29 protein-coding genes and 3 tRNA genes are annotated in these 24,260 nt (G+C 70.6%); 10 read left to right on the top strand and 22 right to left on the bottom strand.

The genetic code is table 11. The features are described from left to right. Positions 1-370: 370 nt before the first annotated feature. Positions 371-1,213, bottom strand: coding sequence for a Rieske (2Fe-2S) protein (locus AB0J66_RS32375; RefSeq protein WP_364668707.1), 843 nt, complete (start codon positions 1,211-1,213; stop codon positions 371-373). Between the two features lie 50 nt (positions 1,214-1,263). Here AB0J66_RS32375 and AB0J66_RS32370 point away from each other — a divergent pair, with 50 nt between their 5' ends. Then, on the top strand, positions 1,264-2,082 hold the full coding sequence (locus AB0J66_RS32370) for an MEDS domain-containing protein (RefSeq protein WP_364668704.1): 819 nt from the start codon (positions 1,264-1,266) through the stop codon (positions 2,080-2,082). Here the strand turns inward: AB0J66_RS32370 and AB0J66_RS32365 are convergent. After that, positions 2,062-3,414, bottom strand: a complete 1,353-nt coding sequence (locus AB0J66_RS32365; protein WP_364668701.1) for an NAD(P)/FAD-dependent oxidoreductase — start codon at positions 3,412-3,414, stop codon at positions 2,062-2,064. The two genes, AB0J66_RS32370 and AB0J66_RS32365, sit on opposite strands and share 21 nt — an antisense overlap. Before the next feature lie 39 nt (positions 3,415-3,453). Between AB0J66_RS32365 and AB0J66_RS32360 the strand changes: the two genes are divergently transcribed. After that, positions 3,454-4,446 (top strand): serine hydrolase domain-containing protein, encoded by a 993-nt coding sequence (locus AB0J66_RS32360; RefSeq protein WP_364668699.1) that lies wholly within the window; start codon positions 3,454-3,456, stop codon positions 4,444-4,446. Positions 4,447-4,832: 386 nt separating this feature from the next. Here the strand turns inward: AB0J66_RS32360 and AB0J66_RS32355 are convergent, their stop codons facing one another. The 8 genes from AB0J66_RS32355 to AB0J66_RS32320 form a co-directional block, all read right to left on the bottom strand. Continuing rightward, positions 4,833-5,144 carry a hypothetical protein gene (locus AB0J66_RS32355; protein ID WP_364668696.1) on the bottom strand — a complete coding sequence of 104 codons (312 nt, stop codon included), beginning with the start codon at positions 5,142-5,144 and terminating at the stop codon, positions 4,833-4,835. An 80-nt stretch (positions 5,145-5,224) separates the two neighbouring features. After that, a tRNA-Phe gene (locus tag AB0J66_RS32350) sits at positions 5,225-5,301 on the bottom strand. Between the two features lie 9 nt (positions 5,302-5,310). Further along, a tRNA-Asp gene (locus AB0J66_RS32345) sits at positions 5,311-5,384 on the bottom strand. A 63-nt stretch (positions 5,385-5,447) separates the two neighbouring features. Then, a tRNA-Glu gene (locus tag AB0J66_RS32340) sits at positions 5,448-5,520 on the bottom strand. Between the two features lie 147 nt (positions 5,521-5,667). Beyond that, entirely contained in the window at positions 5,668-6,582 is a 915-nt protein-coding gene (locus tag AB0J66_RS32335; protein ID WP_364668694.1) for a MerR family transcriptional regulator, read from the bottom strand. After that, on the bottom strand, positions 6,572-7,159 hold the full coding sequence (gene idi, locus AB0J66_RS32330) for an isopentenyl-diphosphate Delta-isomerase (protein WP_364668691.1): 588 nt from the start codon (positions 7,157-7,159) through the stop codon (positions 6,572-6,574). Before idi ends, AB0J66_RS32335 begins: the two co-directional genes overlap by 11 nt. After that, the gene (crtI, locus tag AB0J66_RS32325; protein WP_364668689.1) at positions 7,156-8,628 is read right to left on the bottom strand and encodes a phytoene desaturase family protein; all 1,473 of its coding nucleotides are present in this window, start codon (positions 8,626-8,628) and stop codon (positions 7,156-7,158) included. Before crtI ends, idi begins: the two co-directional genes overlap by 4 nt. Positions 8,629-8,636: 8 nt before the next feature. Further along, entirely contained in the window at positions 8,637-9,740 is a 1,104-nt protein-coding gene (locus tag AB0J66_RS32320) for a polyprenyl synthetase family protein (RefSeq protein ID WP_364668687.1), read from the bottom strand. An 89-nt stretch (positions 9,741-9,829) separates the two neighbouring features. Between AB0J66_RS32320 and AB0J66_RS32315 the strand changes: the two genes are divergently transcribed. The 3 genes from AB0J66_RS32315 to AB0J66_RS32305 all read left to right on the top strand — a co-directional run bounded on the left by AB0J66_RS32315 (position 9,830) and on the right by AB0J66_RS32305 (position 12,657). Beyond that, on the top strand, positions 9,830-10,717 hold the full coding sequence (locus tag AB0J66_RS32315) for a phytoene/squalene synthase family protein (RefSeq protein ID WP_364668684.1): 888 nt from the start codon (positions 9,830-9,832) through the stop codon (positions 10,715-10,717). Beyond that, positions 10,717-12,036 (top strand): deoxyribodipyrimidine photo-lyase, encoded by a 1,320-nt coding sequence (locus AB0J66_RS32310; RefSeq protein WP_364668681.1) that lies wholly within the window; start codon positions 10,717-10,719, stop codon positions 12,034-12,036. The genes AB0J66_RS32315 and AB0J66_RS32310 overlap by 1 nt, the downstream gene beginning before the upstream one ends. 135 nt (positions 12,037-12,171) lie before the next feature. Then, complete coding sequence (locus tag AB0J66_RS32305) at positions 12,172-12,657, top strand: MarR family transcriptional regulator (RefSeq protein WP_364668679.1); 486 nt, start codon at positions 12,172-12,174, stop codon at positions 12,655-12,657. On the opposite strand, the gene AB0J66_RS32300 is transcribed toward AB0J66_RS32305, so the two are convergent. Both AB0J66_RS32300 and AB0J66_RS32295 read right to left on the bottom strand, forming a co-directional pair. Continuing rightward, positions 12,594-13,787, bottom strand: coding sequence for a sigma-70 family RNA polymerase sigma factor (locus tag AB0J66_RS32300; RefSeq protein WP_364668676.1), 1,194 nt, complete (start codon positions 13,785-13,787; stop codon positions 12,594-12,596). The genes AB0J66_RS32305 and AB0J66_RS32300 overlap by 64 nt on opposite strands. After that, positions 13,778-14,146 carry a YciI family protein gene (locus AB0J66_RS32295; RefSeq protein ID WP_364668673.1) on the bottom strand — a complete coding sequence of 123 codons (369 nt, stop codon included), beginning with the start codon at positions 14,144-14,146 and terminating at the stop codon, positions 13,778-13,780. Before AB0J66_RS32295 ends, AB0J66_RS32300 begins: the two co-directional genes overlap by 10 nt. Before the next feature lie 84 nt (positions 14,147-14,230). On the opposite strand from AB0J66_RS32295, the gene AB0J66_RS32290 reads away from it, so the two are divergent. Beyond that, positions 14,231-14,653, top strand: a complete 423-nt coding sequence (locus AB0J66_RS32290; RefSeq protein ID WP_364668671.1) for a nuclear transport factor 2 family protein — start codon at positions 14,231-14,233, stop codon at positions 14,651-14,653. Here the strand turns inward: AB0J66_RS32290 and AB0J66_RS32285 are convergent. Continuing rightward, positions 14,650-14,823 carry an inositol monophosphatase family protein gene (locus AB0J66_RS32285; protein ID WP_364668668.1) on the bottom strand — a complete coding sequence of 58 codons (174 nt, stop codon included), beginning with the start codon at positions 14,821-14,823 and terminating at the stop codon, positions 14,650-14,652. The genes AB0J66_RS32290 and AB0J66_RS32285 overlap by 4 nt on opposite strands. Before the next feature lie 344 nt (positions 14,824-15,167). Then, positions 15,168-15,983, bottom strand: a complete 816-nt coding sequence (locus tag AB0J66_RS32280) for an SDR family NAD(P)-dependent oxidoreductase (protein ID WP_364668665.1) — start codon at positions 15,981-15,983, stop codon at positions 15,168-15,170. Between the two features lie 79 nt (positions 15,984-16,062). On the opposite strand from AB0J66_RS32280, the gene AB0J66_RS32275 reads away from it, so the two are divergent. Both AB0J66_RS32275 and AB0J66_RS32270 read left to right on the top strand, forming a co-directional pair. Continuing rightward, positions 16,063-16,638, top strand: a complete 576-nt coding sequence (locus AB0J66_RS32275) for a TetR family transcriptional regulator (RefSeq protein ID WP_364668663.1) — start codon at positions 16,063-16,065, stop codon at positions 16,636-16,638. Between the two features lie 118 nt (positions 16,639-16,756). After that, complete coding sequence (locus tag AB0J66_RS32270) at positions 16,757-17,065, top strand: hypothetical protein (protein ID WP_364668660.1); 309 nt, start codon at positions 16,757-16,759, stop codon at positions 17,063-17,065. Here the strand turns inward: AB0J66_RS32270 and AB0J66_RS32265 are convergent. Together AB0J66_RS32265 and AB0J66_RS32260 are read right to left on the bottom strand one after the other, a co-directional pair. Continuing rightward, complete coding sequence (locus tag AB0J66_RS32265) at positions 17,062-17,451, bottom strand: hypothetical protein (protein ID WP_097326970.1); 390 nt, start codon at positions 17,449-17,451, stop codon at positions 17,062-17,064. The two genes, AB0J66_RS32270 and AB0J66_RS32265, sit on opposite strands and share 4 nt — an antisense overlap. A 52-nt stretch (positions 17,452-17,503) precedes the next feature. Then, the gene (locus AB0J66_RS32260) at positions 17,504-17,926 is read right to left on the bottom strand and encodes a hotdog fold thioesterase (protein ID WP_364668658.1); all 423 of its coding nucleotides are present in this window, start codon (positions 17,924-17,926) and stop codon (positions 17,504-17,506) included. An 86-nt stretch (positions 17,927-18,012) separates the two neighbouring features. Here AB0J66_RS32260 and AB0J66_RS32255 point away from each other — a divergent pair, with 86 nt between their 5' ends. Beyond that, complete coding sequence (locus AB0J66_RS32255; protein ID WP_364668655.1) at positions 18,013-18,261, top strand: hypothetical protein; 249 nt, start codon at positions 18,013-18,015, stop codon at positions 18,259-18,261. Here the strand turns inward: AB0J66_RS32255 and AB0J66_RS32250 are convergent. From AB0J66_RS32250 to AB0J66_RS32225, 6 genes are all read right to left on the bottom strand, one after another. Further along, positions 18,258-19,487 carry a PrsW family intramembrane metalloprotease gene (locus AB0J66_RS32250; protein WP_364668653.1) on the bottom strand — a complete coding sequence of 410 codons (1,230 nt, stop codon included), beginning with the start codon at positions 19,485-19,487 and terminating at the stop codon, positions 18,258-18,260. The two genes, AB0J66_RS32255 and AB0J66_RS32250, sit on opposite strands and share 4 nt — an antisense overlap. Beyond that, complete coding sequence (locus tag AB0J66_RS32245) at positions 19,484-20,050, bottom strand: hypothetical protein (protein ID WP_364668650.1); 567 nt, start codon at positions 20,048-20,050, stop codon at positions 19,484-19,486. The genes AB0J66_RS32250 and AB0J66_RS32245 overlap by 4 nt, the downstream gene beginning before the upstream one ends. A gap of 51 nt (positions 20,051-20,101) precedes the next feature. Further along, entirely contained in the window at positions 20,102-20,644 is a 543-nt protein-coding gene (locus AB0J66_RS32240) for an RNA 2'-phosphotransferase (protein ID WP_364668647.1), read from the bottom strand. Further along, complete coding sequence (locus AB0J66_RS32235) at positions 20,641-21,420, bottom strand: methyltransferase domain-containing protein (protein WP_364668644.1); 780 nt, start codon at positions 21,418-21,420, stop codon at positions 20,641-20,643. Before AB0J66_RS32235 ends, AB0J66_RS32240 begins: the two co-directional genes overlap by 4 nt. Before the next feature lie 192 nt (positions 21,421-21,612). Then, positions 21,613-21,822, bottom strand: coding sequence for a BldC family transcriptional regulator (locus AB0J66_RS32230; RefSeq protein ID WP_014687221.1), 210 nt, complete (start codon positions 21,820-21,822; stop codon positions 21,613-21,615). A 283-nt stretch (positions 21,823-22,105) separates the two neighbouring features. After that, a complete protein-coding gene (locus AB0J66_RS32225; protein WP_364668642.1) occupies positions 22,106-22,945 on the bottom strand; it encodes a hypothetical protein in 840 nt (279 codons plus the stop codon). Between the two features lie 153 nt (positions 22,946-23,098). On the opposite strand from AB0J66_RS32225, the gene AB0J66_RS32220 reads away from it, so the two are divergent. Continuing rightward, the gene (locus AB0J66_RS32220; protein ID WP_364668640.1) at positions 23,099-24,178 is read left to right on the top strand and encodes a Glu/Leu/Phe/Val dehydrogenase dimerization domain-containing protein; all 1,080 of its coding nucleotides are present in this window, start codon (positions 23,099-23,101) and stop codon (positions 24,176-24,178) included. Positions 24,179-24,260: the final 82 nt, after the last annotated feature.

Below are 24,260 nucleotides of genomic sequence, written 5' to 3'. Positions count from 1 at the left end.
GCCGGCCGGGGTATTACTTAATTGGCACTGGCTTATCAAGCACCCTGTTGAGTTCTCAAAGAACAACCGCTACCCGGTCAATCACCCCGGGGCACCCGCTCAACTTTACTAGGTCATCCCGGCCGTGTCAACCGGTATCTCCCGGTTGGAACCGATCTGCCCTAGTACCTCCCCCGACTCAGGCGCGCAGCATCGCTACGTTCCGCAGTTCGAAGGATTTGGCAGGACGGCCGCCCCGCGGATCTCTCCGCTGGCCTCGCCCGTTTCCCTGCCGGCTCGGAAAACATTACAGGCTCGTTCCCGGGCCGCCAAATCGGGTACCACTGTCTCGCGTATACGCAGGTCAGCGCGGCAAAACGGCCCAGAAACCTCAGGGTGCGCTGACCGCCACCATCCCGTCGGCCACCTTCACCCGCAACACCGGCTGGTTGCTGGAGGCGGGACCGTGCACGACACCACCGTCCGTAAGCCTGAAGACACTCCCGTGCCAGGGGCACACCACGCACGCGTCCGAACCCGAGCCGATGACGTCGCCCTCGCCGAGCGGCCCCGTCTCGTGCCCGCAGGCCTCGAGCATCGCGGTCACCCGGTCGCCCAGGCGGTAGAAGAGGACGGGGACGCCCTCGACGGCGCGGACGAACGGCTTGCCCTCCGGCATCGAGGCCAGTGACCCGATCTCGGTCCACGACTCGGGGATACGGGCGAGCTGGGGCGCCGCCTGGTTGACGCCGGCGCTCATCGCGTACGACAAGTGACCGCCCAGGTAGGCACCCAGACCAGCCACCGACAGACCGGCCAGGCCGAGACCTCGCCCCGAGCGTCCGCGCAGGCGGGCGACGAAGGAGGCCGTGTAGAGGCCGACCGCGACGGCGTTGGCCGCCGCATGCACCAGGCCCACCCGCTGCCGGTCCTTGGTCATCTGGGACCAGTCGGTCCAGCCGGCCGCGATCGCCGGCACCGCACCCGCCACTCCGACGCCGACCAGCGTGGTCGCGGCGCGCCGGGTCCCCGGGAGCAGATCGAGGATCGCGGACGAGATGAACGCCCCCACCGGCACCTGGACCAGCACCGGATGCAGGGCATGGCCCGTCAAGGTGCCGTGCAGGAGGTCGCGGAGTCGCTGCGGCTTGACCACGGCGGTGACGGCGGCCTGCAGCTTCTCCGTCACGGGATCGAGGGAGCGGGCCTCTTCGAGCCGGTTGAGGATCTGCATGAGAGAGCCCTTCCCGATAGAGGACGCGTGAAACCGGGTAACAGCCACTCATGACGGCGGTGGACCGGCTGGAGCCAGGCGATCATGCGTGCCTGACCTTCAGCGAGACGGAGGAACGGCTCGACCTGCTCGCCGCGTTCGTCAGCGCCGGCGTCCAGCGGGGCGAAGAGGTCATCTGTTACTCCGACGGGATCGGCGCCCTCCGGGAGGATCTGCGCCGGCGGGGCGTGCCGGCCGAGGAGCAGGTCCGCGACGTCAGCGAGCTCTGGGGCGCGGGACGGTCACCGGACGCGTCGGTGATGGTCCGGCGGCTCGCGGCCGAGCGGGACAAAGCGCCGCGCGGCCTGCGGGTCACCCTCGACATGTGCTGGGCGGCTCGCCCGCAGGCCGGGGCCGAGCAGCTGCTCGTCTTCGAGAACGAGGTCTCGAAGCTCTTCGGGGACGGCGGCATCACCGCCATCTGCGAGTACGACCGGGAGGCGTTCGACTCGGTGACCCTGGCGTACGCGTCCAGGACGCACCCGAGAACCGTGACCGCCACGGTCTACCACGAGGACGCGTCGCTGCGGATCTGCCGGCAGCACGTTCCGCCCGGGGTGCGGGTGGCCGGTGAGCTCGGCCCGGACGGAGCCGGCCCGCTGCGGGACGCCCTGGCCGAAGCCGTACGCCTCGACCCGGACGTGCATCTCAACCTCGGCCACCTGCGGTCCCTGGACGACGACGCGGCCGCGGTGATCGTGCGGGCCGCGTCCGGACTCCCCCGCCACCGGCACATGATCGTGGTCGGTGATCGGCGGACCGGCCGTGCGCTCCGGCTGGCGGGAGCGCACGGAATCCCGAATCTGCGGTTACTGGAGAAGACCCTCTAGCGCCGAGCCGATGCCACGGTGGAAGGTCGGGTAGGCCCAGATCGTGCTCTGCAAAGTGGACACCGGCACCGACGCGTGCACGGCGACCGACAGCGCCCCGATCATCTCGCCGCCCGCCGGCCCGGCCGTGGTGGCGCCGACGATCACGCCGTCGGCCGCGATCAGCTTGATGAAGCCGTCGTTGCCGGGCCCGTGGATGAAGCCGCGGGAGGTCGACGACAGCGGGACGAAACCGACGCGTACGTCCAGGCCGGCGTCGCGGGCCTGCTTCTCGGTGAGACCGACGGCGCCGATCTCGGGGTCGATGAAGGTGACCCGGGGCAGCGCCCGGTAGTCGGCGGCCGGCCCGCCCTGGCCGAGAATGTCCCGGACCGCGACGTCCGCCTCGTACATCGCCATGTGGGTGAAGGCGCCGTGCCCGGTGACGTCACCGACGGCCCACACCTTGTCGCCGGCGCGCATCCACTCGTCGGTCGTCACGAAACGGGCCGACTCGTCGACCCCGAGCGCCTCGAGACCGCTCAACCGGGCCGCCCGGCCGGTCGCCACCAGCAGCTTCTCGCCGGTCAAGGTGGTGCCGTCGTCCAGCGTGACGGTGAAACCCTCGTCGTACGAGACCTTCGTGGCGTGCACCCCGGTCCGGATGGTGACGCCGTTGGCGGTCAGCGCGCGGGCCGCGACCTCGGACGACTCCGGCTCCTCCATGGCGAGCAGCCGGCCGCTCCCCTCGATGATCGTGACCCGGACGCCGAACCGCGCCAGGACCTGCGCCAGCTCGACCCCGATGGCCCCGCCACCGAGCACCAGCAGCGTCTCCGGAAGCACCTCGGTCTCGACGACTTCGCGGTTCGTCCAGTACGGGGTGCCGGCGAGCCCGTCGATCGGCGGGATCACGGCCTTCGTGCCGGTCGCGACGACCACGGCGCGCGTGGCCTCGTACACCTCGTCGTCGACCTGGACCCGGCCCGGGCCGACGGCCTTGGCCGTGCCCCGCACGAAGTGGCCGCCTTTGCCGACGAACCGGTCCACCGCCACCTTGTCGTTCCAGTCGTCGGTGGCCTCGTCCCGGATGCGCTTGGCCACCGGCTGCCAGTCCGGGGTGACCGTCGCGACGCCGGCCAGGCCCGGGATGCGCCACGCCTCGGCGATCGCCGAACCGGCGCGGACCATCATCTTCGTCGGGATACAGCCCCAGTACGGGCACTCGCCGCCGACCAGCGTGTTCTCCACGCCCACCACGGTCAGACCGGCGGCGGCCAACCGGCCGGCGGCCTCCTCGCCGCCCACGCCCAGACCCATGACCACCACATCGACCTGCTGAATCTCGCCCATGGCTCCACCTAAGCACTTGATCGCGTTACCGTGCCCGGGATGGAGGGCTTGATCGCACCCGGTTTCGAGGCCGTCGCCGCCGCTTTCGCGGCCGAACCCCGAGGCGGCTCGGCGCTGACCGTGCTGCGCCACGGGACACCGGTGGTGGAAATCTATGAAGGCTGGCGCGATGTCGCGCGGACAACGCCGTGGACGGCGGACACTCTGGTCAATGTCTATTCGACCGGGAAACCGGTGATCGCGGCGGCGGCGCTGCGGCTCGGCATCGATCTGGATCGGCCGATGTCGGCTTACTGGCCGTCGTTCCAGGCGGCGGTGACCGTACGCCAGGTGTTGTGCCATACGGCGGGGTTGCCGTCCTTTCCGGTGCCGCGCCCCACGTCGGCCTGGGCCGATTGGGATCTGCTCTGCGCCGATCTGGCAGCGGCGTCCCCTTCATGGGAGCCGGGATCCACGGCGGGAGAGCATGCGTTCACGTACGGGCATTTGCTCGGCGAACTGGTCCGGCGCGTCGACGGGCGGGCGCCGGCTGAATTCGTACGACAGGAGCTCGGTCCGGATCTGCTCTATGCGCTGTCCCCATTGGACATGGCGCGGTGCGCCGAACTCGAGTATTCGACGCCGTCGTGGCCGGCGGAGACCCTGGCGCGGTCGGCGATGCTGGAAAATCCGCCGGGCGCCTTCGATGTCGACGTGGTGAACAGCGCGCTGTGGCGGGGCGCGACCATTCCGGCCATCAATCTGCACACCACGGCTTCGGCGGTCGCCCGCTTCTACGCCGGGCCGCTTCCGGCGCTGGCCGTTCCCCAATACACGGGCCCCGACCTGTTCATCGGGACGGAGACGACCTGGGGGTACGGGGTGCAGATCGAACCCGACGGCACGTGGGGCCATGGCGGCACCGGCGGCAGCGCAGGCTGGGCCGATCCCGCCCGCGACCTGGCCATCGGCTACGTGACCCGCCGCCTGGGTGACTTCGCGGCCGTGGACCGGATCGAACAAGCCCTGCAAAACCTTCAACCCGGCGGCTGACCAACCGATTCTGAACCTTCGCGGAAAGAGGGATCACCGAGAGAGCGAGAGGAACCCCCGACGGGCAGGGCTGGTGCCCGTCATCCTCGAAGCTTTTCTCACCCGGTGCCCGCGGCCTCCCCCTGGCCGCGGGCACCGTCCCTTTCCGGCCAGGCGACAAACTCTGCTTTGGCCCTAAGCGACAACCCGCTGCCTCGCACCCTGGCTGCTCCGGGAGGTCCGGAGGCGAGCGTCGCGAAGCACGGCGGGCGCGCGAACAAGCCCGGGAGGATCGCCCGGAAGTCGCGGGAGATCGAGAGCATGCTCGGGCCGAGCGTGAGACCGCTGCCGCAAACGACGCGAAGCCGAAGCCGCGCCCGGCTAGGTGTGATGTCCAGCCAGGTTGGTCAGGGCTGCAGCGTCAGTTTGAAGACGCCGTCGCTTCGATCCGGTTCCCAACCCGCGGCGAGGGCCGCTCGGACGCTCTGTTCGACGAGCCGGGGCGTTATGGGCCGGCCCGGCAGGTTGAGCCAGTTGTCCAGCCTCGGCGATCGGGTCGCCACGGAGAGAACCTGTCCCGGGGTGTCGGCGCGTTCCACGGCGAAGGTCAGTGGTCCCCAGTCCAGCCCTTGGCAGTAGGTCGGTTTCGGCCGGACCGCCCAGCGATAGGTGGTGCCGTCGACCGTGATGAGGCGGCTGCCCTTCCGGGGCATGGCCATCGCCGGATCCTCCTCCGGAAAGCAAAACGTCCACCGTGCGTTTCCGCAGGTGGACGGTGCTCAGAGCCCGGCGAGAGGCCTGGTGGCCAGGGGCGGGGTCGAACCGCCGACCTTCCGATTTTCAGTCGGACGCTCGTACCAACTGAGCTACCTGGCCTTGGTGTTGCGGTCCTGACGGGACTTGAACCCGCGACCTCCGCCTTGACAGGGCGGCGAGCACTCCAACTGCTCCACAGGACCTTGCTCTGTACTTCTTTCCTACCCGGCTGGTGCCTCGGCAACCTTACACTGCCGACTTACCAGTGCCCCCAACGGGATTCGAACCCGTGCTACCGCCTTGAAAGGGCGGCGTCCTGGGCCACTAGACGATGAGGGCAACTCCGCCAGTATTGCACGTTCGCAATGCTTGGCGGCGTAGACCCCAACCGGGCCCCGCTTGAGGCTTGGAAAGCATACGTGATCGACCACCCCGCCTTCAAATCGGTATCCCGTTGGGGGTGGTGAAGGCTTTGACCTGCGGAAACTAGGGGCGGGTGGCGGCCGTGAGGGTTTCCACGGCCGAAGCGAGGTCGGTGAGCTGGGCCACGTTCTCGGGCAGGGGGTGAGGCCAGCCGGGGCCGGCCGCCATGGTCAGTTTCGGGGGGTGCGGGGTTTGCCGCACCCGGGTCAGTTGGGCCGGGTCGCCGGTGCTGGGGATCTGCGACCAGAGGACGACCACGTCGGGGCCGGTGCGGGCGATGGTGTCGAGCAGCGCGTCCGGTGGCACGCGGGCACCCAGGAGGCGGCTGGGGACGCCGGCCTCGGCCAGGGCGGCCGCCAGGGCCTCCAGCGGGAGGCTGTGCTGATCCTCGTCGGCGGCGGCCAGCAGGATCCGGGGGATCTCGGCGGCGGGCGGGCGGGGCACCGCGCCGAGGACCTCGGTGATGGTGCGGGAGAGCAGGTGTTCGACCTCGATGAAGCGCCGGGTGGCTTCGTAGCGTTCGCCGATGCCGATCAGCACGGGCATCGCCACATGGTTCCAGGCTTCGATGACGCCGTTCTCGGTCACGGCCGTCTGGAAGATCTCGCGCATGGCGGGGGCGTCCAGGCGCATGGCGGCCCGCGAGAGGCCGCGGGCGGCGGGTGAGACCGCCCCCAAGGCGATCGCGTGCCCGCCCCCATCACGTCGAGAGCCGGCCGGAGGCGGGCCGGAGGCGGACGGGGGCGGGCCGGACTCACGGCGGGCCCACGCCGCGGCCTCGGCGGGCGCGACTCCCTGCGCGGTGAGCCGCTGCATCACCTGCAGGCGGTTCAGGTCCTGCTCGGTGTAGCGCCGATGGTGCCCGGGCACGTGGGAGCTCGGCCCCAGCCCGTACCGCTGGTGCCAGGTCCTCAGGGTGGTGACGGCGACGCCCAGGCGACGGGCGACGGCCCCGGCGGTCAAGCCCTCAACGGCCACCCGACGGCTCCGCCGCCTCGTCAGGACGTGCCGGGGCGACGTCGAGATGCTCGGCCAGGCGGGTGGTCACTCCGAGGAGCCAGGGGGCGTACGCCCGTGAGTCCTCACCCAGCTCGTCGAGCAGGTCCGGCACCGACACCCAGCGGCAGTCCGCGACTTCGTCGGGATCAGGCGATGGCTGTACGCCGGAGGGCAGGTCACCCAGGAGCACGTGGTCGTATTCGTATTCGACGCGGCCGGTGGCCGGGTCCTCCGCGTAGTACGCGTAGACCCCCACGTCGGTGAGGGGTACCGCCGGCAGTCCGAGTTCTTCACCGAGCCGGCGGCCGGCCGCGGTGGCGAGGTTCTCGCCCGGGCCGGGGTGGCCGCAGCACGTGTTGGCCCACCGCAGCGGGAAGCGTGTCTTCACGGCCGCCCGCTGCTGCACCAGCACCTGGCCGGAGGCGTCGCGCAGGAACACCGAGAACGCCCGGTGCAGTTGCCCCGGCGCCTCGTGGGCCTGTTCGACCGTGGTCGACCCGAGGACGGTGCCCTCGGAGTCGACCAGTTCGACAAGATGTGACTCCCGTGCCGTCACGCTGTGATCCTTCCGGCGGCCAGCTTCCCCGAGATGAGCACCATCGGCACGCCGACGCCGGGCTGGGTGCCCGAGCCGGTGTAGACCACGTTCGGCAGTGTCGGGTGCAGGTTGGAGGGGCGGAACGGGCCGGTCTGGGCGAAGGTGTGCGCGGCCGCGAACGGCGTGCCGGCCGCCATGCCCTGGTCGAGCCAGTCGGCCGGGGTGATGATCTGCTGCACTTCGATGCCGTCGCCGAAGCCGACGTAGCCGCGCTCCTCGAGCGTGCTGACCAGCGACGACGCGTACCGCTCGGCGAGGCCTCCGCGCCAGTTCATCGGGCCCGCCTCGAGATTGGGCGCGGGGGCGAGAACGTAGTAGGTCTGTTTGCCGGGGGGCGCCACCGAAGGGTCGGTGCCCGAGGGGTTGGTCACGAGCAGCGAGGGGTCGCTCATCAGCAGCCCCTTCTTGATCACCTCGTCGAACGTGCCCTGCCACGGCCGTCCGAAGTGGATGTTGTGGTGGGCGATCTTGCTGTACGACTGGCTGGACCCGATGTGCAGGACCACGCAGGAGGGCGAGTAGCGCAGGTTGCGCTGTCGCCGCGCCGGCAGCAGGTCGCGGTTGGCGATCGGCAGGTCGGGGTTGAGGACCACGACGTCGGCCGGGATCCGCTCGCCGTCCGCGGTGATCACGCCGGTCGCGCGGCCGTTCGCAGTGTCGACCGAAGTGACCGTCGTGTTGTAGCGGAACTCCACGCCGTGCTTCTCGGCCGCGCCGGCCAGCGCCTTGGGGACGGCGTGCATGCCGCCCTTGGGGAAGAACACGCCCGCGACCGAGTCGAGGTAGGCGATCACCGCGTAGATGGCCAGCGCGTCCTGCGGGGCCAGCCCCGCGTACATCGCCTGGAAGGAGAAGATGCGCTGGGTGCGGGGGTCGCGGAAGTACTGGTTGATCTTCGGCTGGAGCCGCCGGAAACCGCCCAGGCCCAGGAGCTTGAGCAGGTTCAGGTTGACCAGGTCGATCGGGGTGTCGAGGTTGCGGTCGATGAAGTGGTTGCGCTCGAGCAGCCAGAGCTGCCGCGCGAAATCGACGAACCGCAGGTAGCCGTCGGCCTCCCGGGGCCCGCAGACGCGGGAGATCTCGGCCGCCATCCGGACCGTGTCGGTCTTCACGTCCAGCGTGGAGCCGTCCGGGTAGTACGCCCGGTAGGCCGGGTCGAGCGGCGTCAGCTCGAGCCAGTCGGACAGCTTCTCGCCGACGGCCGCGAGGGGTTCCTCGATCAGCTCGGGCATGGTCAGCACGGTCGGGCCGGTGTCGAACTCGTACCCCTGGAGGCCGAGCCGGCCGGCCCGGCCGCCCGGCACCGGCTCCCGCTCGACGACCGTGACCTGACGGCCGGCCGCGGCCAGATGAAGGGCGGCGGCCAGGCCGGCCAGGCCGGCGCCGACGATGACCACCCGCTCGGTGGGACCCGTGACGGTACGCATGGAGGACATCATGCCGGTCGGTGCGTGGCCCGCACCGCAAGCTCGATGAGCGCGGCCCGCGCGTTCTCGTCCAGGGGAGCGCCGGCCAGGGCGGCGACGCCGTCCGCGACCCGTTCCTGGATCATCGCCTCGAGCCGGGCCGGGGCGCCGGTCTCGAGGATGACCTGCGCTCGCCGCGCGATGGCGGCGGAAGTAAGGCCGCCGGAGCCGTCGGCGGGGTTGACGGCTCCGGCGGGGTCGAGGGCCTCTCGCTGGGCGGGAGAGGCGAGGCGGCGGGCCAGCATCAGCAGGGCGGTCGGCTTACCCGTACGCAGATCGTCGCCGGCGGGCTTGCCGGTGACGGCCGGGTCGCCGTAGACGCCGAGCATGTCGTCCCGGAGCTGGAACGCCTCACCGACGGCGAGGCCGTACCGCCCGTACGCGAGGTCGATCTCGGGGTCGGCCAGCCCGGCCAGGGCCAGCCCGAACTGCAGCGGCCGCTGGATCGTGTAGCTGGCGGTCTTGTGCCGGGCCACCAGCAGCGCACGCTCGACCGACCAGGTGTCGGGCTCGGCCTCGCCGAGCACGTCGAGGTACTGCCCGGCGATCGCTTCGACGCGCATGCGGTCGTAGACGGTGCGCACGCCCAGCGGGGCCTGGGCCCGGGCGAGCAGCTGGTCGGCCCAGACGAGGCAGAGGTCACCGATGAGGATCGCGGCGGCCGAGCCGAAGCGGCGGCCGTTGCGGCTCTCGAAGATCCGGTGAGCGGTGGGACGGCCGCGGCGGGTGTCCGACTCGTCCATGACGTCGTCGTGGACCAGGGCGAACGTGTGCATGAGCTCCAGCGCGGCGAAGGCGGGCAGCACGGGCTCGAGCGGCGCGTCCTCCCCGGCGACGCCGCGCCAGCCCCAGTACGCGAAGACGGGGCGCAGCCGCTTGCCGCCGGCGAGGACGAGATCACGAGCTGTGCGGGCGAACCCGCCGAGCTCCGGATCGATCGAGTCGAGCGAGGCGGTCTGAGCGGCCAGAAAATCGGCCAGCGTGCCCTGGATCGCGTCGATCAGCGAGTCGGGGGTGGCACCGTGGCGGGGTATCCCGCGGTGCCTGTTTCCCTGGAGCGTGTCGTTGGCCACGAGAATCAACGTACCCTAGCCTCGGGGTTGCGTCGATTCGTGCGTCGGTTTGTGATGAGGAAGTCTTGTCGTTTAATTCGGGAGAGACCGTGGAACTGGATCTGGCCGCGTCGTACGAGCGCTGCCGCGAGCTGCACAAGAAGCACGGCCGGACCTACTACCTGGCGACCCGGCTCCTACCCGCGTGGAAGCGCCGTCACGTGCACGCCCTCTACGGCTTCACCCGGTACGCCGACGAGATCGTCGACCGCACCGAGGATCTGCCGCCGGCCGAGCGGGCCGCGCGGCTGACCGAGTGGTCCGACGAGTTCGTGGCCGGTCTGCGCGGCGAGCCGGTCGACGACCCGCTGCTGCCGGCCGCGCTGCACACCATCGCCGTGTTCGACCTCGACGTGGACGACTTCGCGACGTTCCTGCGCTGCATGGCGATGGACCTCACGGTCACCTCGTACGCGACTTACGACGATCTGCTCGACTACATGGAGGGCTCGGCCGCCGTGATCGGCACGATGATGCTGCCGATCCTCGGGTCGGGCGATCCGGCCGCCGCCCGCGAGCCGGCCCGCCAGCTCGGCTTCGCCTTCCAGCTCACGAACTTCATCCGCGACGTGGCCGAGGACCTCGACCGCGACCGGGTCTACCTGCCCGAGTCCCACCTCGCGCGGTTCGGCGTCACCCGGGCCGACCTGGAGAAGCGGCAGTCGACCCCGGCGATCAAGGAGCTGATCCGGCACGAGGTGGGTCAGGCCCGGGAGCACTACGCCGCGGCCGCCCCGGGCATCCCGATGCTCGAGCCGGCCTCCCAGGCCTGCATGCGGACCGCGTTCGCCCTGTACGGCGGCATCCTGCAGGAGATCGAGGCGGCCGACTACGACGTGTTCTCGGGCCGGGCCACCGTGCCCAACCGGCGCCGGGCCGCCGTGGCGATGCAGAGCCTGCTCACCCGGCCCGGCACGCCGGTGCGGCTGGCCGCCTGATGAAGACCGCAGTCGTCCTGCTCACCCGCGACCTGCGGGTGCACGACAACCCGGCCCTGGCCGCCGCCTGCGCCACCGCCGAGCAGGTGGTGCCGCTCTACGTGCTCGACCCGGCCCTGGGCCGGCTGTCTCCGAACCGAACCCGCTTCCTCCACCAGTCTCTGGCCGACCTGCGGAAAACCCTGCGCGCCTTGGGGGGCGACCTGGTGGTCCGGATGGGCGACCCGGTGGCCGAGGCGATCGAGGTGGCCCGCTCGGTCGGCGCCGAGGGCATCGGGATGGCGGCCGACGTCAGCGGCTACGCCCGCCGGCGCGAGGAGCGGCTGCGCCAGGAGTGCGAACGGCACCGGATCGCGCTGAAGCTGTTCCCCGGCCTGACCGTCGTCGATCCGGGCGCGCTGCGACCGGGTGGCGGCGGCGCCTCGTACCGCGTCTTCTCGCCGTACTTCCGGGTCTGGCAGGCGGCGCAATGGCGCGAAGAAGCCGCGACCCCAACGAAGATCACCCTCCCGCCCGGGGTCGCGGCCGGCCGGCTGCCCGCCCTGCCCGAGGGCGAGTCGCCCGACGCCGCCGCGGGCGGGGAGACCGAGGCCCGGCGCCGGCTCGCCACCTGGCTGCGCCACCTCGATCCGTACGAGGAACTGCACAACGACATGGCCGCGGACGGCACGAGCCGGCTCAGCCCGTACCTGCGTTTCGGCTGCTTGTCGCCCCTGGAGCTGGCCAACGCGGCGCGGGCCAACGAGCCGTACGTCCGGCAGCTGTGCTGGCGTGACTTCTACTACCAGGTCACCCTCGCCTTCCCGCAGATCTCGACGGCGCCGATGCGGCTGGCCGCCGACTCGTCCTGGCGGGATGACTCCGACGCGCTGCAGCACTGGAAGGATGGCCTGACCGGCGTGCCGATCGTCGACGCCGGGATGCGCCAGCTCCAGGCGGAGGGATGGATGCACAACCGGGCCCGGTTGATCACCTCGGCCTTCCTCACCAAGCACCTCGGCCTCGACTGGCGGCCGGGCGTGCAGTGGTTCTTCCGCTGGCTGCTCGACGGTGACGTGCCCAACAATTCCGGCAATTGGCAGTGGGTGGCCGGCACCGGGAACGACACTCGGCCGTACCGCCGCTTCAATCCGATCCGTCAGGCCGAGCGTTTCGACCCCGAGGGCGTGTACGTTCGTCGCTACATACCGGAACTCAAGGGAATCGAGGGCGTGGCGGTCCACCAGCCGTGGCGGCTGCCGGACGATGTACGCCGTGGGCTCGATTACCCCGGGCCGCTCGAGTCACACCGGGACGAGGCGGTGTGGCTGCGGCCGTGATTCCCCGCCCGGTACGCCCGGGCGGGTCCAAGCGGGGCCCGCCGACCGGGTTGCGTCCGTCAAACGTCGCGGTCGGCGGGCACCGCCCGGTTCCCGCATGCGAACGCTTCGAGTTCGAAGCGTTAGGTTTGTGGCATGCCTCTCGCACCGCACCAGCTCGGGACCTACTTCGCGCTCACCGAGGCGGTCAGCCTGCTCGAACACGCGGTCGAGCAGCAGCTCCGCGCGGTCGGTGATCTGAGCTACGTCCAGTTCCAGCTCCTGGCCCGGCTGGCCGACGCGGGCCGGCTGTCGATGACCGAGCTGGCCGACGGCGTCGTCTACAGCCGCAGCGGCCTCACCTATCAGGCCGGGCTGCTCGAAAAGGCCGGCCTGATCACCCGGGAGCCGTCACCGGTGGACGACCGGGCCACCCTGGTGACCATCACCCCGGCCGGTCTCGAACGGGTCGGACGGGTCCTGCCGGGCCACGTCGAGATCGTCGCGCAGATGCTGTTCGCCCCGCTCAGCGAGCAGGACACGACCGAGCTGGGCGACATCATGACCCGGGTGCGGGATCACATGCGCTCGGCGCCGCCGCGGTCGTCGATCCGCAAACGCAAGGCCCGCGACGCCAGATAGCTCTGCTCGGGGCGACTCAAGGTTCGTTTTGCGGCTTGCTCGTACGCGTGCCGAGCGCCGGCCAAATCGCCGGCCATCTCCAAGAGGTGGGCGCGGACCGCTGTCGCCCGGTGATGGTCGATCGTGAGTTCGCCGAGGGCCTCGAGCGCGATCCGCGGTCCGTCCACTTCGGCCAGGGCCACGATCCGGTTCAGGGTGACCATCGGGCCCGGCGCGAGCACCTCGAGCAGGCGGTAGAGCTGCAGGATCTGCGGCCAGTCGGTCTCCTCGGCCGTGGCCGCCTCGGCGTGGACGGCGGCGATGGCGGCCTGCACCTGGAACGGGCCGACCGCGGTCTCCCGCAGCGCTGACGTGATCAAGGCGATGCCCTCGTCGATCGCGGCGCGATCCCACAACGTGCGGTCCTGCGCGGCCAGCGGCACGAGGGCGCCGTCGGCCCTCGTCCGGGCCGGGCGGCGGGCGTCCGTGAGCAGCATCAACGCGAGCAGGCCGGTCACCTCGCCGTCGTCCGGCCGCCGCGCGTGCAGCTGCCGCGTCAGCCGGATCGCCTCGGTGCTCAACTCGACCCGCTGCAGCTTCGAGCCGGCGCTCGCGGTGTGCCCCTCATTGAAGATCAGATACAACACCTGCCGTACGGCTGTGATCTCGCCTTTGCCGGTCGGAACAAAGCGGGCGCCCGTCTCCTTGATGCGGCGCTTGGCCCGGCTGATCCGCTGGCCGACGGTGCTCTCCGGGATCAGCAGGGCCCGGGCGATCTCGGCGGTGCTCAGACCGCCGACCGCCCGCAAGGTCAGCGGAATCTGGGCGGAGGGCGTCAATTCGGGATGGCAGCAGAGCACGAGAAGATCGAGCTCGTCGTCACCGCGTACCTCCGGAACCGGATCCGGAGGCAACGCCTCCCGCCGCCGCCGAGCCTCGTCACTGCGCAACATCTCGATGCGGCGGCGCGACGCCACCCGGATCAGCCATGCCCGCGGGTCGGCGGGCACACCCTCGGCCGGCCACTGCCTCGCCGCCGCCAGCAACGCCTCCTGGACGGCGTCCTCACACGAGTCGAAATCGCCGTACCGGCGCACCACCGCGCCCAGGACCTGCGGCGCGGCGGTGCGGAGCAGATCCTCTACTCCCATCCGCTCATGTCGAGGACCGGGCGCACCTCGACCTCGGTGTTGGCCGCATCCGGCACCTTGGCGGCCCAGGCCGTGGCCTCCGCCATACTCGCCACATCGATCAGATAGAAGCCGGCCAGATGCTCCTTGACCTCGGCGAAGGGCCCATCCGAGACGATCGTCTCGCCGTCCCGCACCGACACCCACTTGGCCAGCGACGGATCGGCCAGCCCCTCCGAGGCGACCCGCACGCCGGCCTCCTCCATCTCCTCGTTGAGGCTCAGATGGCCCTTGCCGAACGCCATCCGGTCATCGTCGGACATCTTGTCCCAGACGGCCAGGCTGCGCGGATTCGACTGAATCAGGATCAGATATTTCATCGCTCATCTCCTCGTCTCACCCAGGATGTCGAAACCGCCGCGGTGACTTCGACGTCCCAGCGAGTTTTCTTCCAGGAGGTAGTCATGCAGGAAATCAGGGAAGTCATCGAACGCCGCGCCGCCCTGCTCCAGGCCGGCGACGTCAAAGCCATGCTGGCCTACTCCGCCCCCGAGGTCGTCGAGTTCAGCCTGGCGCCCCCACTCGGCCGCCGAGTCGACACGACCGACCCGGCCCCGGTCGAGCAGTGGCTGGCCACCTTCGAAGCCCCACCCCGCCGCGAGGTGACCCAGCTGGAAATCACCACCGACGGCGACGTAGCCTTCGCCACCAGCATCGACTCGATGACCGCCACCCCGCGCGGCGCCACCGAACCCTTCACCCTCTGGTACCGCGTAACCCTCGGCCTACGCCGCCTGAACGGCCGCTGGCTCGTAACCCACGAGCACGAGTCCGTCCCCTTCCACATGGACGCCGAGATGAGAGCGGCCATCGACCTCGAGCCCTAGCGTTCGAGGAGCCTGACGACGGCCGGGAGCAGATCGGCGTTCGCGGCGATGGTCTCGTGGGAGCTCATGGTGTGCGGTGAACCCTCGTCGTCGGTGACCGGGGCGCCGGCCTCGCGGGCGATGATGACGCCGGCCGAGGTGTCCCACGGCTTGTTGGAGAGCATGACCACCGCATCGACCTTTGCCGGCGGCCAGCCACGCGAGGTCGATCGCGGCTGAGCCATGCATGCGGATGCGCTGGGCACTGCCTGCCAGCCGCCGCGTCAACACGAATCGCAGCCAGGGCTTGGCCGGGCCGGAGGGTGTCGCCGGCCGGACACGAGGCCGGGAAAGGTCGGTGCCCGCGGCCAGGGGGAGGCCGCGGGCACCGGGGTGAGAAAGCTTCGAGGATGACGGGCACCAGCCCTGCCCGTCCCGGGGGTCTCTCCGCTTTCTCTGTGATTCCTCTTTCCGCGAAGGTTCAGAATCGGTTGGTCGGGCGCCGGGTTGAGGTTTGCCCGCGGCCGAGTTTGCGTCAGCCCTGGGCGGCGTGGGCGATGTGCTCCCAGTCGGACCAGGTTTGCAGGCGCTGGGCGTAGAGGTGCTTGACGAGCGCTACCGGCTGGCTGCCGAACAGCACGCGCAGCGGCGGGTTCTCCGCGTCGGCGATCTGGAGCAGGGCTGGGCCCGCGGCGGCTGGGTCGCCGTACTGGGCTTCGCCTGCGCGGGCGGCCATAGCGTCGCGTAGCGGCTGGTAGGCCGGGTTCGGGGCGGCGTGTACGGCGGAGGATCCGGCCCAGTCGGTGGCGAAGCCGCCGGGCTCGACCAGGGTGACCTTGATGCCGAAGTTGGCGACCTCCTGGGCCAGGGACTCGGTGAAGCCTTCGAGGGCCCACTTGGAGGCGTGGTAGCCGCCGAGGTTGGGGAACGCGCCGACACCGCCGATCGTGGAGATCTGAATGAGGTGGCCGCTGCCCTGGTCGCGCAGGATCGGGAGGACCGCCTGGGTGACGAAGAAGGCGCCGAACAGGTTGGTCTCCAGCTGGTCGCGGAGTTGCTGCTCGCTGATCTCCTCGATCGCGCCGAACAGCCCGTAGCCGGCGTTGTTGACGACCACGTCGAGCCGGCCGAACTTCTCGTGGGCGGCGCCGACCGCGGCGGTGACGGCGGTCTTGTCGGTGACGTCCAGGGCGAGGGGCAGGACGTTGTCGCCGTACTTGGCGACCAGGTCGTCGAGGGTTGCGGTGGTGCGGGCGGTGGCGGCGACCTGGTCGCCGCGGTCGAGGGCGGCCTCGGTGAAGTGGCGGCCGAAGCCGCGGGATGTGCCGGTGATGAACCAGACCTTGCTCATGAGATGTCCCTCCAAAACTAGACGGCGTCTAATTATAGACGGCGTCTAAACCATTATGATTGTCGCGAAGGGGGACGGGATGAGCTTGCGGGAACAGAAGAAGCTGGCCGTCTGGCGCGCGATCCGGGCGGCCGCGCTGGGGTTGTTCGATGAGCGCGGCTACGAGTCCGTCAGTGTCGAGCAGATCGCGGCCGCCGCGAAGGTCTCCCGCGCGACGTTCTTCAACTACTTCGCCAGCAAGGAAGCCGTCGTCTTCGACCAGGACCCGGAGGAACGCGACCACTGGCGCAGGCTCATGGACGCGCGCCCCGCCGGCGAGCCGCTCTGGGACTCCCTGACCGCAATCATGATCGGCTTCAACGAGCGGCTCGCCGACCGCATGCCTCTGCAGCGCCGGCTCAAGGCGCAATCGCCCGCGCTCGCCCAGTCGACACAGGACCTCGGCGAGCAGTTCCGCACCGACCTTCGTGACTGGGTCGCCGAACGAACTGACGGCGCGGACCCTCTGACGGCCACGCTGCAGTTCAATCTCGCGTTCGCCGCGGTCTCCACGGCCTACCAGACCTGGCCGTCCGACGAGTCCTTCGACCAATACCTGCAACGGCTCCGGCGCTGCCTCGACCAAGCCGGGGCCGGGGCCGGCGCCAAGGGCTGAGGGTCCGCCCGGGGGCAATTCGCGCCTATTCGGGCTGGGGGCCGGGCCTTGAAGGGGTGCGGCGACGTCGATAAGAGTGTGACCAGACGAGGTGGGCAGCGGTTCGAGGAGGAACGCGGTGCTGACTTTCACCAACGCGGCGGAGCAGGCGGCCTGGACCATGGCGGAGGCGCTGAGCGACAAGGCGTTCGAGGCGATGCGGATGGCCGAGGAGGCTCAGGCGACGTTCCGGGCCGGGCGGATGGCCATGCGCAAGCAGTTCCGGGCGCGAGGGCTGTCCGACGTCGATGCGAGCATCCGCTGGAAGGGCACGGCGCAGGCGCAGGCCGCCTGGGCCGACCAGGAGTACTACATGGGTCAGGCGTCCATGTACAACGAGGCGGCCGCCGCCCAGTACGCCAAGGCGCTGTATTTAAAGGGCCATTAGGCCGCTCGGTGGCGCAGGGTGGCCACCGTCGAGCCGGCCAGGGCGAGCAGGCAGTCGGGGAGTTGGCCGTCGGCGATCGCGGCGCCGAAGAGGGCCTCGCCGGTCGGGATGTCGCCGTTGACGTAGGCGCTGACGAAGCGGGCCACCCAGCGCTTGTCGTACCGGGCGTCGTCGATGCCGGGGAAGTCGAGGGTCCAGGCGCCCCCGGAGGGGATCTGGCCGACCATGGTGGCGGCCAGGCACCACGCCACGTCGTAGGCCCCGACGATGCCGTCGCGGTCGACGACCGCGTCGAACGTGCCGACCACCGCGTCGCTGTCGCCGGTCAGCGCACGCTGGAGCACGAGCGCCGCGTCGTCGAAGGCGTGCTGTGGAACCTCGGTCACGTGAGAAAAGGTACGTGGATCGGTCAAGGTTCGCCCCCGGAGGAGGGAAAAATCAGGCGCCGCGGAGCAGACAGGTGATGCGTGCGGTGCAGACCCGCTCGCCGCCCTCGTCGGTGATGACGATTTCGTAGGTGGCCATGGTGCGGCCGCGGTGGACCGGTGTCGCCACGCCGGTGACCACGCCGGAGCGGGCCGACTTGTGGTGGGTGGCGTTGATGTCGACGCCGACGGCGAACGGCCGGTCGACGCTCTGGCCGTGCATGACCGCGCCCACCGAGCCGAGGGTCTCGGCCAGCACGCAGGACGCGCCGCCGTGCAGCAGGCCGTACGGCTGGGTGTTGCCCTCGACCGGCATGGTGCCGACGACCCGCTCGGCCGACGCCTCGCTGAGCTGGATGCCCATCCGCGTGCCGAGGGTTCCGCCTCCACCCGTGGTGTTGAGGAGGTCCTGCACACTGTCGGCAGCAATATCCATTCGATCCACGGTACCGGTGTGACCCGGCTCGCGGACCTGTGATGTGAGCCCTAGTCTCGTTCGAAGGCAACGAAGGGGAGAACCGTATGACCGAGCCGCAGGAGACCGTCGAGACGCGCGGCAACGACCGCGTCGACCTGATCGCGCAGGACGCGAACGGCGACGGCAAGACCGACGTGTGGGTGTCCGACACCGACGGCGACGGCAAGCCCGACCTGTTCCAGTTCGACACCGACGGCGACGGCAAGGTCGACATCACGATGGTCGACCTGGACGAGGACGGCACCCCGGACACGATCGTGGACGGCGACGGCGGCCTGCCGCCCACACCCTAAGCGCCACCCAGAGCCGAGAGAGCCACCCAGAGGACGGCGATCGCCACCACGGTCGTGAGCACGGTCGAGGCCGTGTGCCGCCACGACACCGGCCCGGCGATCGCCTCCGGGTGGCCCAGGCGGGCGAGCACGACCCGTTCGCGGCGGATCACCGATGACCAGTGTTCGACGCCGGCCGCTGACGCTCGGCTGAGCTCGACGCCCAACCGAGCCTGGGCGCGCTGCAGACGGCGTACAGCTGATCGGGCCGGACCCGGCGCCAGCCGCCGGGCCGACGCCCGCCGTGACCCCGAGCGCAACGCATGCAACTCGCCCTCGGTGATCAGTGTGGGGTCGCGAAGCGTAGCGAGCCGGGAAGCGTAGTAGTCGGACTCCCGGTCGTGCAGGCGCCGCACCAGCCACAGAACCAGCAGCAGGGGTGGCAGGCCCTTGAGCAGGATCACCGCCAGCAACGCCAGCACGCCGTTGCCCGGGCCGTCGGTGAGCAGCGGCGAGTTCCACAGCACGTGCGCCGCCCAGGCGCTGAGGATCGACCAAAGGGCGCGCGGAAGGTCCCGGCGGACCACGAGATAGCCGATGCCGGCGCCGGCCAGGGCGCCGAAGAGCGTGTGGCTCCAGACCCCGGAGAGGAAGCCGCGGAGCAGGAACGTCGTGATCACCGGCTGGATCTGGTCGCCCTGACCGGCCAGCGCGACCGCGCCCACCGCGAAGACGATGTTCTCGGCGATCTGGAAGCCCAGCCCGACCATAGCGCCGTAGACGACCCCGTCCAGCACGCTGTTGATCTGGGACCGGGCCATTAGCACGATCGCCACCACGCCCAGGATCTTGGCGATCTCCTCGACGGTCGGCCCGGCGATCGCCGCTCCCCAGTCGGCCGCGAGGTGCGGCGAGCCGAGCTTCGCCACGATGTTCTCCAGGGCGGCCCCACCCCGGATGGACACGCTGGTGGCGACCAGACCGCCCCAGGCGAACGCGATCACCCGCAGCCGGACCGGCTCCCGCTCGAGGAAGTCGAGTTCGGCCACGACCAGCCAGAAGGGCACGGCCAGCAGGGCGAAGAGCAAGACCGAGGTCAAGGTCGCCCGGGGGTACGCCGTGACGAATTCGCCCCCGAGGCGCGCCATCCGGACTCCGCCGGCCACCAGCAGGAGCAGCACGATCCCGAAGGCGGGCGCGGAGACGCGGAGCCGCCCGCTCGCCGGCCGCACGACCGACGTGGTCACCGGCCCTCCCGGTGGTGGCGCAGGGTCCGGACGCTGGCTTCGATCTGCGGCAGGCTGCGCCCCAGGTCGAGGTCGTTCCCGCTGATCGTGACCTCGATGGTGAGCCCGTCGCCGACGAAGACCGCGTAGCGCCCGCCGCGCCCCGGCGCCGTGTATCCACCCTGGACGCCGGCCAGCCCACCGGCCGTGCTGACCGTGAGCTGGGTCCCGGTCACCTGGTAACCGCTGGTGTTGGTGATCCGCTCACGCAACCGCATGGCGGCCGCGTCGAGGTCGCCGCGAAAGGGCCGGACGGCGATCGCGTACGACACCGGCCCGAGCCGGAAGAGGGCCGTCCCGTCGGTGTCGCCGGGGCGGGTCCCGGTGACGTCGATCGTCGCCCCGGCCGGCGGCACCACGCTGACTCCGGCGCCGACCTGGTACGGCTCGGCCGGGCTGACCGCGCGCTGGGCCGGCAGGGACCGGTCGAGGGCGGGCAGCCCGAAGGCGAGCCCGCCGAGGGTGGCGGCGATCCCCAAGGCTCCGGCGAGGTTCGTCAGCTCACGCCGGGTGATCCTCGCCATGACCCAACGCTAACGGCGGGTAAGAAGTTGACCACTGTGGAGCCCCGGAAATTACGGATTTGTCGGTTCTCGCAGGAGGTACTCCGGTGGCACGGCGGCGGTCAGCCAGACCCCGTTCTCACTGCGGTGGAAGACGTGCCCGGCGGCGGCCATCTCTCCCGCCGCCACCCGCAGCACCAGCACGTCGGCCGACCGGCGGCGGCCGACGACCAGGGCCGTCGGCACGTCCGGCGACAGGTGCACGTGGTGGCGGCTCCCCGGCCGCAGTCCGTCCCGCCGGATCGCGTCGCGGTTGCGGCTGGGCGTGCCGTGAAAGAGAACGGCCGGCGGCGTGGCCGGCTCGAGCCCAAGATCGACCTCAACCCGGCGCGAATGCCCCTGGTTGGCCCGGATCCACTCGGAGCCGTCGGCCCGGCGCGCGATGGCGTACCGGGACTTCTCATCGCCGGCCACGATCGCGTCCAGCCCGGCCCGGTCGATCGGCAGCACGGCCAGCAGGTCGTCCACCGGCACCCAGCCGTTCGCGTCCAGGGTGAGGCCGGCTGTCTCGGGCCGGTGCCGCAGCAGAAAGGCGATGCGGCGGCTGACACTCATCCGGCCAGCTCCAGGACCGCGATGTAGTAGGGCCGATCGCCGTCGTCGACCGCCTTGAGCCGCCACGGTGTGCCCGACACCAGCGTCTCGAGTTCCTCGATCGAGCAGTTCAGGTAGTCGAACCACTCCGTGGCCAGCAACCGGTAGCGCAGCCGCAGCCGCAGCTGGCCGCCGAACCGCCCGCGCTCCCGGTTGCGCCGGTGGTAGCCGACGTGCACCGGGTCGGTGGTGCCGTACGGGTCGGTGCTCTGCGCGATGATCCGCGCGCCCGGGTTGGCCAGCCGGGCCAGCGCGTCCAGGAAGACCGGCGCCCGCTCGGCGCTCTCGAGCAGGCCGAGGTTGTTGCCCAGCAGCAGGAAGGTGTCGTAGCGGACGCTGGCCCCGGCGGCGTAGTTGTCGACCGTGTTGAGCACGGTGTCGCGCAGACCCCGGCGGCGGGCGATCTCGATGGCCCCGGCCGACGTGTCCAGGCCGGTCACCGCCATGCCGCGCGTCTGCAGCTCGATGGCCGTACGCCCGGCGCCGACACCGATGTCGAGCACGTGGCCGCGGCAGAGGCGCAGGGCGCGGTGGTCGTGCGGCTGCCAGTCGGCGGGCTCGGCCAGATAGTGGTCGGCCGGCGCGCCGTTGATCAGGCCGTCGTCGCGCTCGATCACCTCGATGACCGGGCGGGGCACGCGGCCGCCGGCCAGGGGGCGGGGCCCGACTCCGGTGCGTACCGCATAGGCGTCCCGGATCATCTCGCCGAAGACGTCGCCGATCGGTGGTTGTTCCATGGGTCTCAGCCTTGGCGCACTGTCGCCCGGGGGCAACTCGGTTCCGCCGAAGTACGTCCGGCCGAGGCCGTAACGGCATGGTGGCCGGGTCGTTTCTTTGATCAAGACAAGCTGATCAAGAAACGAGGAAGGGGCGATCGCCTTCCCCGACGTCGCCCCTTACAACGATCTTTCGAATCGACTGAGGTTGGTTCAGTCGCCCTGACGCTGCGTGGGAATCTGCCCCTGCAGCAGGGCACGAACCTCCGACTCCCGGTAACGACGGTGGCCGCCCAGAGTGCGAATTGCACTCAGCTTGCCGGCCTTCGCCCAGCGGGTGACGGTCTTCGGGTCGACACGGAACATCGACGCCACCTCTGCCGGCGTTAGTAGCGGCTCAGGATCGTGCGTACGCGATGCCATCGGTCACTCCTCCACAGGTACCTACGAACATCGGCCGGGGTCCCGCCGGCCGGTGCGTCTCTCATGGTCCGGCTAGTCCCCGATGTCCGACATGGGCCGAACGGACGAACGTCCCCAGATAGACGGATGAAGCATGCCCGATTTTTGCGTGTTTTCTACGCCAGATAGTGTCGCGTTTAGTCCGATTATCACGCTTCGGCCAGCGCTGATTACGAAGAGTATTCGCTTCGGGAGCGCTCCCAGCGGCTTCTGAAAGCCGCCGGTCTGTCCCTATTTCCGCAGCTCAGTTGCAGCGCTCGAGGAGCTGGACGGCCCGCCACCGCTCGACGAGCTTCTCGTAGGCGGCGGAGGCGTCATCGGCGTCGCCGCGCGACAGGGCGGAAAGTCCGGCTGCCACCAATCCGGGTGAATCGTCCGCCGCGAGGTCGTCATCCGGAAGAAGGTTGACGAGACCGCCGTAGTCGAGCTCGACGATCGACCGCGGGTGGAACTCCTCGAGCCACCGGGTGCCCTCCTCGACCGCCTCGGTGATCGGCGCGTCGCCCAGCGACTTGCGCAGCACGGCCACGGCCCGGTGGGCCCGGCGCCGGGCCTTGGAGATCTCGGTCCGGTAGCGCAGGGTGCGGGCGTCGCCGGTGAGCGAGAACTCGCGCTCCTCCAGGTCGACGAAGGCGAACCAGCGCAGCGGCACCCCCCACGTGGCGATCTGCTCGTGCACCCGCGGCACCCCGTGCTCCAGCACCTTGGCCCCGCTGCGCCAGTCCTCCACGATGGCTTTCGCCTGGCCGGCCAGCACCGGCGGCACGAACGCGTCGGCCAGCACGCTGGGCACGCCGTCACGCGCGTTCAGCGCCGCCTCGGCGACGCGCAGGCGCAGATTCCACGGGCAGACCAGCAGAGAGTCACCCCACTGCAGGACGTACGCCTCGTCGGGCAGGTCGGGCAGCCTGGTCCAGCCCGCACCGAGCGCCTCCAGGACGGCCGTCCGCTGCCGGACGGGACCGTCGACGGGCCCCAGGTCACGCCCCTCCCGGGCGTAGCGCCGCCAGAAGACCTGACGGTCGCGGTCGAACGCGGTCAGCGGCTCGTAGACCCGGAGATACGACGCGAACAGTGACGGCACGGCGCGAGTCTTTCATGAATTCGGCTGAGTGGAACTTCCCGCGCGGACGTAATCACCAAGGGGGCGGCGCGACTAGGCTCGCTTTGTCCGGCACACCCCCGCCGGGACAACCGGTCCCACGAGGGCCACGACAACAGGATCAGGAGAACAGCCATGGGCGTGTTCGACACCGACGGCACCGACGCCACCGGTCACGAACAGGTCGTCTTCTGCCAGGACAGGCAGACCGGCCTCAAGGCGATCATCGGGATCTACTCGACGGCCCTCGGGCCGGCTCTCGGCGGCACCCGCTTCTACCCGTACGAGAGCGAGGCGGACGCCCTGGCGGACGTGTTGAAGCTCTCCCGCGGCATGGCGTACAAGAACGCCCTCGCCGGCCTCGACCTCGGCGGCGGCAAGGCGGTCATCTGGGGCGACCCGGCCCGGGCGAAATCGGAGGGCCTGCTGCGCGCGTACGGCCGCTTCGTCGAGTCGCTGCACGGCCGGTACTACACCGCCTGCGACGTCGGCACGTACGTGCCGGACATGGATGTCATCGCCCGCGAGACCAAGTACGTGACCGGGCGCAGCCTGGAGCACGGCGGCGCCGGCGACTCCTCGATCCTCACCGCCTGGGGCGTCTTCCAGGGCATGCGGGCCGCGGCCGAGCACGCCTGGGGCCGGCCCACCCTGGCCGGGCGCACGGTCGGCATCGCGGGTCTCGGCAAGGTCGGCAAGTACCTGGCCGGCCACCTCGTCGAGGACGGCGCCGCGGTGATCGCCACCGACGTGAACGAGGCCGCCCTGAGCTGGGCCCGCACCACGTACCCGCAGATCGAGCTGGTGGCCGACACGCAGGCCCTGATCACCAGCGACCTGGACGTCTACGCGCCCTGCGCGCTGGGCGGCGCCCTGGACGACGACACTGTCGCCGTGCTCAAGGCCAAGGTCGTCACCGGCGGGGCCAACAACCAGCTCGCCCACCCCGGCATCGAGAAGGCGCTGGCCGAGCGGGGCATCCTCTACACGCCCGACTACCTCGTCAACGCCGGCGGCGTGATCCAGGTGGCCGACGAGATCGAGGGCTTCAACTTCGAGCGGGCCAAGCTGCGCGCCACCGGCATCTTCGAGACGACCCGCCGCATTCTTCAGCTGGCCGACTCCGAGGGGGTCTCACCCGCGGTGGCGGCCGACCGGCTGGCCGAGCAGCGGATGGCCGAGGTCGGCCGTCTCCGGTCCATCTACCTGGGCTGAGGCCAGCCGAACGGATGCCCCTTGACCGGTCGATCCGGTGGAAATGGGAGCGGTTTCGCGCCTGCCGCGCGTTCCGGGACGG

Origin of the sequence: Actinoplanes sp. NPDC049598, assembly GCF_040675435.1 — a bacterium.
Classification (GTDB): Bacteria; Actinomycetota; Actinomycetes; order Mycobacteriales; family Micromonosporaceae; genus Actinoplanes.
The sequence above is the reverse complement of the archived record's forward strand: the minus strand, read 5'-3'. Positions and strand labels throughout refer to the sequence as shown.